Source organism: Streptomyces anatolicus (genome assembly GCF_019400875.1).
Taxonomy (GTDB): Bacteria; Actinomycetota; Actinomycetes; order Streptomycetales; family Streptomycetaceae; genus Streptomyces; species Streptomyces anatolicus.
In genome coordinates this window covers 1-7,706 of the sequence record NZ_WMBF01000305.1, presented here as the reverse complement: position 1 = coordinate 7,706, position 7,706 = coordinate 1, and the positions used below count along the sequence as shown (strand labels likewise).

At 67.8% G+C, this 7,706-nt stretch carries 6 protein-coding genes, 1 tRNA gene and 3 pseudogenes; 3 read left to right on the top strand and 7 right to left on the bottom strand.

Annotated elements, in window-relative coordinates; all coding sequences use genetic code 11:
- Together GKQ77_RS33970 and GKQ77_RS23020 are read left to right on the top strand one after the other, a co-directional pair.
- The coding region (locus GKQ77_RS33970; protein WP_219690830.1) for an FG-GAP-like repeat-containing protein at nt 1-1,358 on the top strand (1,358 nt) is incomplete at its 5' end.
- A 152-nt stretch (nt 1,359-1,510) separates the two neighbouring features.
- Nucleotides 1,511-2,458, top strand: a complete 948-nt coding sequence (locus tag GKQ77_RS23020) for a Yip1 family protein (protein WP_219690829.1) — start codon at nt 1,511-1,513, stop codon at nt 2,456-2,458.
- 86 nt (nt 2,459-2,544) lie between these two features.
- Here GKQ77_RS23020 and GKQ77_RS23015 read toward each other — a convergent pair whose 3' ends face one another.
- From GKQ77_RS23015 to GKQ77_RS23005, 3 genes are all read right to left on the bottom strand, one after another.
- A complete protein-coding gene (locus GKQ77_RS23015; RefSeq protein ID WP_030788947.1) occupies nt 2,545-3,042 on the bottom strand; it encodes a phosphoribosyltransferase in 498 nt (165 codons plus the stop codon).
- Between the two features lie 8 nt (nt 3,043-3,050).
- Nucleotides 3,051-3,626: a dCTP deaminase gene (gene dcd / locus GKQ77_RS23010; protein WP_125514051.1), complete on the bottom strand. Its 576-nt coding sequence runs from the start codon at nt 3,624-3,626 to the stop codon at nt 3,051-3,053.
- Between the two features lie 114 nt (nt 3,627-3,740).
- Nucleotides 3,741-3,926: a hypothetical protein gene (locus tag GKQ77_RS23005; RefSeq protein WP_219690831.1), complete on the bottom strand. Its 186-nt coding sequence runs from the start codon at nt 3,924-3,926 to the stop codon at nt 3,741-3,743.
- Nucleotides 3,927-4,206: 280 nt separating this feature from the next.
- On the opposite strand from GKQ77_RS23005, the gene GKQ77_RS23000 reads away from it, so the two are divergent.
- Nucleotides 4,207-4,280 (top strand) — tRNA-Gly (locus tag GKQ77_RS23000).
- A gap of 110 nt (nt 4,281-4,390) precedes the next feature.
- Here the strand turns inward: GKQ77_RS23000 and GKQ77_RS33550 are convergent.
- From GKQ77_RS33550 to GKQ77_RS22985, 4 genes and pseudogenes are all read right to left on the bottom strand, one after another.
- A pseudogene (locus GKQ77_RS33550) lies at nt 4,391-4,725 on the bottom strand (tyrosine-type recombinase/integrase); the annotation flags it as partial.
- A 242-nt stretch (nt 4,726-4,967) separates the two neighbouring features.
- Nucleotides 4,968-5,249 (bottom strand): hypothetical protein, encoded by a 282-nt coding sequence (locus tag GKQ77_RS22995; protein ID WP_219690828.1) that lies wholly within the window; start codon nt 5,247-5,249, stop codon nt 4,968-4,970.
- A 1,150-nt stretch (nt 5,250-6,399) separates the two neighbouring features.
- Nucleotides 6,400-6,765 (bottom strand): annotated as a pseudogene (locus GKQ77_RS34180) (AlbA family DNA-binding domain-containing protein); the annotation flags it as partial.
- Nucleotides 6,766-7,330: 565 nt separating this feature from the next.
- Nucleotides 7,331-7,561: pseudogene (locus GKQ77_RS22985) on the bottom strand (TerD family protein); the annotation flags it as partial.
- Nucleotides 7,562-7,706: the final 145 nt, after the last annotated feature.

The window sequence follows — 7,706 nt, the reverse complement described above, 5'->3', positions numbered from 1 at the left end:
CCCCCGCCGGGCGCGGCGCCGACTTCAACGGCGACGGCTACGCGGACCTCGCCGTCGGCGTGCCCTCCGGCACCGTCGACGGCAAGGCGAGAGCCGGTTACGTGAGCGTCGTCTTCGGCGGCGGGAACGGCCCGGGCGGCAATGGCGTGCGCCGCATCACTCAGGCCACCGTCGAGGTCCCCGGCACCCCCGAGGCGGGCGACCGCTTCGGCGCGGCGGTCACCACCGCGTACGTGGACGACGACAAGTACGCCGACCTCGTCATCGGCGCCCCGGGCGAGGACATAGCCGCCAAGGCCGACGCGGGCTCGGTCACCGTCCTGTACGGCACCGGCGACGGCTTCGCCCAGGCCAACACGGCCGCCCGCGGCGAGAAGGCGTCCGACGCGTACGGCATGTCCCTGGCCGCCGCCGACTTCACCGGCGACACGGACGTCGACCTGGCGATCGGCGCCAAGGACAAGGTCGTCGCCAACTTCAACCCGTACGCGGCCCGGACCGAGCCCGTGATGGCCTACCCCATGGGCGGCCGCGCCCCCGTCCTGACGACCGGCGACTTCAACTCCGACGGCCGCCCCGAAGTGGCCGTGGCCTACTACACGCAGAACCAGCCCCACACCCAGTCCCACGTCCAGCTCTACCGGTACAGCAAGGACCAGGGCCGCTTCGGCCTGACCTGGAGCAGCGACAACAGCGCCGCCAACGCGCTGGCCGTGGGCGACTTCAACGGCGACGGCCTCGACGACCTGGCACTCGGCAACTGCCGCGAGATCGCCGACGAGAACATCGACGACCCGTGCGGCCCCGAGGAGCGTGCCAAGGGCGGCGGCATCCACATCCACTACGGGGGCGGCGACGAGCCGATCTGGCAGGGCCAGACCCTCAACCAGGACACGCCGGGCGTCCCCGGCGTCGCCGAGACGGGTGACGACTTCGGCAACGCCCTCGCGGTCGCCGACATCGACGCCGACGGCAAGGACGACCTGATCGCGGGCGCCCCCGGCGAGGCGATCGGCAGCGCGGCGCGCGCGGGTGCCCTCACGGTCCTCAAGGGCGGTACGAACGGCATCCTCGACGCCTCGGGGGCGGCGAGGGCGGTCTCGTACCAGCAGAACTCCCCCGGCATCCGCGGCACCGCCGAGCGGGGCGACACCTTCGGCGCGGCGCTCGCCACCGCCGACCACAACGGCGACGGACGCCCGGACCTGTCCGCCGCGGCCCCCGGCGAGGACGCATCGGCGGGCGGCGTCTGGAACCTCCCCTCCGTCACCGCGGGCGGCACGGTCGTCACGCCCAACTCCCTGGGGCTGCCCGCGTCTTCGCACCCGTACGCGTATGGAGCGGTCCTGGGCCGCTGAGGCGGCTGGGGCTACTGCGACGGTCGGGGCAGCCGAGACGCTTAAGGGGTGGGCTCAGGGGTTCCCCTAGGGGTTGTCACAGGTCGGCCGCAAAGCCGCTCTCCTCCCGAGGGGGGACGACCCCACTCCGTAAGACCAGGTACGTTCGATTCGTGGCTGGATTCAGGATCGGACGCGGCCGGGACAACCGCGCCCCGCAAGCGCGACCGCAACAACAACCGCGGCAGCAGCCGTACGGACAGCAGGCCCCCCAGGGGCAGCAGCCGTACGGCTACCCACCCGTGCCGCCGAACCCGCAGCAGTACGGCGGTGGCGGCGGCCCCCAGTACGGGGGCGGCGGCCAGCAGTGGCCGCAGGCCAGTGGCGGCGGTCACGGCGAGCCGGAGTACTTCGGCGGGCCCGGCGACCACGGCCACGGCCACGGCCCCCAGGGCGGGAGCGGCGGCTATGACCCGTACGCGGCCAACAACCCCGGGCACACCCAGGCCTTCTCGATCGGCGAGGACCCCTACACCCAGGGCGACACGTACCGCGCCGGCCAGGCCCCCGCGCCCATCGGCCCGCGCCTGCACTGGAAGGAGCTGCTGCGCGGCATCGTGCTGCGCCCGGCCCCGACCTTCCTCCACATGCGGGACTACGCGATGTGGGTCCCGGCCGTCATCGTCACGTTCCTCTACGGCTCGCTGGCGATCTTCGGCTTCGACGACGCCCGCTCCGACGCGATCAACGCCACGCTCTCGGCGGCGGTCCCGTACGTACTCACGACCGGCGTCGCGATCACCATCAGCGCGTTCATCCTGGGCGTGGTCACGCACACCCTCGCCCGCCAGCTCGGCGGCGACGGCGCCTGGCAGCCGACGGTCGGCCTCTCCATGCTGATCATGTCGCTGACGGACGCGCCGCGCGTGATCGTGGCGATGTTCTTCGGCGGCGGCCAGACCTTCGTGCAGCTCCTCGGCTGGGCGACCTGGCTCGCGGCGGGCGCGCTGCTGACGACGATGGTGAGCAAGTCCCACGACCTGCCGTGGCCGAAGGCGCTGGGGGCGGCCTCGATCCAGCTCCTGGCGATCCTGTCGATCATCAAGCTGGGTACGTTCTAGACGTACGTTACGTATGGAGAAGGGCCCCGACGGCGGACTGAGCGTCCGCAGCCGGGGCCCTTCTCCATGTGCCCACGTGTCCTCGGTCAGGCGTCGAGAACCTGGCCCGCGCGCTTCACGACGGGCGGCTCGACGCTCCACGGGAAGTTGATCCACTCGTCGGTCCGCTTCCACACGTACTCGCACTTCACGAGCGAGTGCGACTTCTCGTAGATGACGGCGGAGCGCACCTCGGCGACGTGGTCGAGGCAGAAGTCGTGCACGAGCTTCAGCGTCTTGCCGGTGTCGGCGACGTCATCGGCGATGAGCACCTTCTTGTCGGTGAAGTCGATGGCGTTGGGAACGGGCGCAAGCATGACGGGCATTTCCAGGGTCGTCCCGACCCCCGTGTAGAACTCCACGTTCACAAGGTGGATGTTCTTGCAGTCGAGCGCGTACGCGAGCCCGCCCGCGACGAAGACGCCACCGCGGGCGATGGAGATGATGATGTCGGGCTGGTACCCGTCGTCGGCGATGGTCTGCGCCAGCTCGCGCACGGCGCCGCCGAACTTCTCGTACGTAAGGTTCTCGCGTACGTCACTCATACCGCTGCTCACACCTGCGTCCGATGGAAATTGAGGAAGGACCGGGAGGCGGTAGGACCGCGCTGCCCCTGGTAACGCGACCCGTACCGCTCCGAGCCGTAGGGCTCCTCGGCGGGCGAGGTCAGCCGGAACAGACAGAGCTGCCCGATCTTCATGCCCGGCCAGAGCTTGATCGGCAGGGTCGCGAGGTTCGAGAGCTCAAGGGTGACGTGCCCGCTGAACCCCGGGTCGATGAACCCGGCGGTGGAGTGGGTGACGAGCCCGAGCCGCCCGAGGCTGGACTTGCCCTCCAGCCGGCTGGCGAGGTCGTCGGGGAGGCTGACGACCTCGTAGGTCGAGGCGAGGACGAACTCCCCGGGATGCAGGATGAAGGGCTCGTCGCCCTCGGGCTCCACGAGCCGCGTCAGATCGGCCTGCTCGACGGAGGGGTCGATGTGTGGGTAGCGGTGATTCTCGAACACCCGGAAGTAGCGGTCCAGCCGCACGTCGATGCTCGAGGGCTGCACCATGGATTCGTCGTACGGGTCGATCCGCACCCGTCCGGAGTCGATCTCGGCCCGGATGTCCTTGTCTGAGAGAAGCACGCACCGAGGATACGCAGAGCGCGCGGGCCCACCACAATCTCGTCGACCGTGGGGACGTCGCGCGCTGTCTTCCCGCTCGCGGAGTTCCGGCCCTTGCCCTACCGCTCTCTTGCCCTACCGCTTCTGCAAGGCGACCGGCACGGCGTGCCGGAGCCGGGCGCAGCGCGGACACCGGATGAGCCGGCCGGGACCGAGCCGGTCCGCCTGCTGCATCGGGAACGACGCGGTGCTGAAGACGTGCCCTTCGGCACATCGGACGACGGTGCGGTCCATCATCAAGTCCTCGAGTCCCTTCCCCAAAGCCGTCTCACTGCCGCCGGAGCGCGGGGCACGCTGTCATCCATTCATCCCCGAGCCCTCGACGAACCCCCACATTACGGCACTAAAGGGACGCCACTCCAGGCGGCACGACCACACCGGGCGACCCATCGAGGATGCCCTCACGGTACGCCCCAACTCCCTCGCCCCGCACGGCGCATCCCTCCCCCGAACAGCCCGCGGGCCCCGCGGCGAGAGCGCCCGGGGCCCGTGATGAGGTAGAGTGTGCGACGTTACGACACCGCTTCCGGCGGGACGTTTCGCGGGTGTAGTTTAGTGGTAGAACATCAGCTTCCCAAGCTGAGAGTGCGAGTTCGATTCTCGTCACCCGCTCCATAGCCAAGGCCCAGGTCATCGACCCGGGCCTTTTTGCTGTGCTGATTCGGTGAGTCGTCGCATGCCACATTCGTGCCAGGTGCTTGATCATCCGGCATCCATGCCATGGAGCGGCGAGCATTCCGAATGCTCCGGTCGAGCATCCCGGCGACCTCTTGTTGCCGCTCCTCCTCGGAGTGCTGGTAGATCATCGCCGCCTTCTCGGACGACTGGCCGGCGCGGACCATCGTGTCCTTCAAGGTCGCACCGGATCGGGTCCCGACAGGGTGTGTCCTGTGTGGCGGCGATCGTAGAAGCGGAAGTTGTCCGGCAAACCGGCGACAGTGCGCGCCCTACGCCAGTACTTGCCGAAGGTGCTCCGGCGGAAGGGTGCGCCCCGGTCGCCGACGAAGGCGAGGCCATTCGGCCCTTCCTCGGCGAACGACTCCATATGCCGGCGGACCTCGCGCTCAAGCCCGCGCACGGCGCGTGTACGCGCCGCCGGGCGGGTGGAGGAAGGGAAACCCTCTGTGGCTGGGGCAGTCGGCTCCACGGCTTTAGGCAGCCGCTTTGGGGCGAGCCTCTAAGCTCATGGCCCCAACGTCGTGCTTTAACGGGCAGGTCAACAGACTGCCCGACTCGCCGGAAGCTTACGGGCCACGATCACGCGCCCCAAAGCAGCTCCAGTCCAAAGCCGTTCCGCCGACCTCAGTCGTTCACGGACAACTCTCGGCGCATCAAGTCTTGGTAGTCGTAGTGGCGCACCTGAAACTCCATGGCTTCGTCCATGGTCATGCCCTCCTTGGCCACATAGACCTCAGCGGCGACCGTCTGCGCCTTGTTCGCCTGATCCTTCAGGAAGGCAACCAACTCACTCGCCGTGGCTTCCGGGTGCAGCTCGAACCAGGTCGCGGCCAACTGGTAGCAGTACGTATGCATCATGGCTTGGTTGTGCGCCATGAAATCTTGAGTGGCATTACGGCGAGTCATGGGCCAAGCATGTCGGGTCGGAACCAACTGTGTGGCCCTTTTCCCACTATGCACCCGCCGGGCCGTCCTGGGGCCGTCGGAGGGTACTCAACGACGACCAACGCTGACAACCGACAGCTAAGTCGCTGATCGTAGCGTTGATCGATTACCCGGCCGCAGGTCAGGACCACGGCCCACCACTTCTTCGGCTACTGGGTGTACCCGACTGCTCTCGACTCACCCTCGCTATCGTGAGTGAGGCCCCTCTGCGCCACTCCTATCCACAGCTCCCATTTGTGCGCCGTAGTCCGGTTGCTGGTCAGCCGTGCAGGACCGGGAAGTTGGGATGGAGATAACGCCAATCCAGCGCCATGTTGCGCAGGGCTTGGATGACCGCATTCGGCAGCTCGCCAGCAGCCAGGAGTTCCTCGTCCAGGTGCTCGCTGCCGCCGCGGAAGCGTCCCGCGCCGGTCGGTTCGCCGAGAAGGTCGGTGCTGAGCGTGTTCTCTAGCCACGGATCCCCCTGCACGCCGGAAGCAACATGCAGTTCGATGGGTGGCGTGGGAATCGACGCAGTGCCGAGCAGCTCCAGGGTGAGGGTGGGCAGGGCGTGCCGGATCAGCGCGCGTACGGCCTCGTAGCACGCTTGCACCCACAAGTCGTTTGCGACCTTCTTGCCACCGGTCCAGAGAAGCAGGTCGAAGAGCACGTCCAGGCTGCTGCCGCCGTTGGGCAGCGTGGCGCTGCACTCCAGACGTATGCCCGCCTGATGCGGACCGGGAACGCGATGGCCGGCCGCGAGCCGGACGTGACGACCGTTCCCGTGCTCGGGATCGATCGTCCATGGCTGCTGGTCCTGGTGGCTCCCTACCCGCTGCACAAGCGCGTGCAGCCGCTTCGGCAGCTCGTACGCGCCTGTGAGCTTGGGCGCGCTTAGCGACTGCATGAGGGCGTCGACCGTTGTGCCGTGCAGCCGAAGACGGGCGGCGTCCCTTCGCAGTGGCCGGGAAACCGCGGCACGGATAACTAGGTCGGGCGGCGCCGCAGCCCTCTGGAAGCGTGTGGCCGAGCGGTGGTCAGGCAGGAAGCGCGGGTCACCGGTATAGGCAAGCACCGGATCAGCGGCCTGTTGGAAGAGTGCGTACACGAGGCGACGGTCAGCGGGAATGTTGCGGCCGTCCAGACGAACTCGGACGACTCCCTGGTGAAACAGCGGTCGGGGCACGCTGTCCGGGTCAATCCGCACTACGAGAAGGAGCCGGTCGTCCACAGTGACCGGGATGACATCCGGCGTCCAGCCAGGTGGGTCGAAGGTGGTCGCCATCTTGCTGACCAGCCGGTCTTTGTCGATCGCTTTGACCCCGACCAGTTCCCCGGGCAGGTTCTTGTCCTTGAGGTGGGCGTCAACGCCAATGAGGACGATGCCGCCGTAACTGTTAGCCATGGCTGCGACGGTGTCGGACACTGCATCGACATTACGTTTGTAGTCGAGGGTGAAACTCTCCTCCAGCTCCAGCGCCAGGAAGCCTCGGACCATCTCGCTGTCGATCAACTCGATGGGGGCGCTAAACAGGGGATGTGCGAGGTTCGGCATGGTCATCAGCATGGCGTTCCTGCATCCTTCGGCGCACACGGTTTCTTTACATCGGCGACCGAGAATGGAATGCCCTCCAGTGCTTCAGTGCTGGCCTCCGTTCGCGCGTGCGACTTTCTGCCTCACCGCTTGCGGCCGACTGCCAGATCGGAACTGAGCTGACGTCCGCTGATCCCGCGCACCGGAGCTGCACCAGGTGAGTGTCTAACTGCGTGACAACGCCGACGAACATCGGCGGGCGAGCACGAACGCGTGCGGACCGTCAACACAGGTTGAAGGTACGACCGACCAAGGTAGAAGCCCAACGCAAGTTGCTCCGGGACTAAGCAGTCAGTGCTCCAGGCCACGGCACCACGCGTCCGCCGTCGCGGCTCGCCCTGACGGACGTTACCGAGCAGCTTGGCTGAGGCCCGGTGGTGGGGGGGGCAGTGGCTCAGGCGCGCCTGGTCGGCCGACACACCCGCCATCGTGGTTGACTTTCGTCGGTTGCGGCTCAGACACTCCGGCGAGTCAGCGTTTTGCCCAGGAGCTGCACACTTCCGTCGGCCGCGACCGGGTTGTTGTAGAAGTAGAAGTCGGCGTCGCTGCGCACCTTGCCGTTGGCGTCCAGCAGCAGAACGGACACGTCCGCGTCGCCCTCGCCCGACGGGCTCGTCCAGTCCAGGCTCACGATCACGGAGTCGGTGTTCTCGCTCAGGGCCGCGAGCCCCACGTTCGCGCCCTTGGTCAACTCGTACATGGCCCGCCCCCCAATAGCGCCCAGCGCACAGCGAATTGCGACAGCGAGCAGCCCACGTCAGCCGTGCTTCTCCCGCCCCTGGCCGACCTTAGTACGAGGCGGGCGGGGCCTGGGGCCGTCTCTTGGAAACGTCAGGGAATGGGGG

Coding starts and splice junctions, on each gene's coding strand:
- GKQ77_RS22995 (WP_219690828.1), bottom strand. CDS start 5,249: ATGACTCGCCGTAATGCCACTCAAGATTTCATGGCGCACAACCAAGCC.
- GKQ77_RS23015 (WP_030788947.1), bottom strand. CDS start 3,042: ATGAGTGACGTACGCGAGAACCTTACGTACGAGAAGTTCGGCGGCGCC.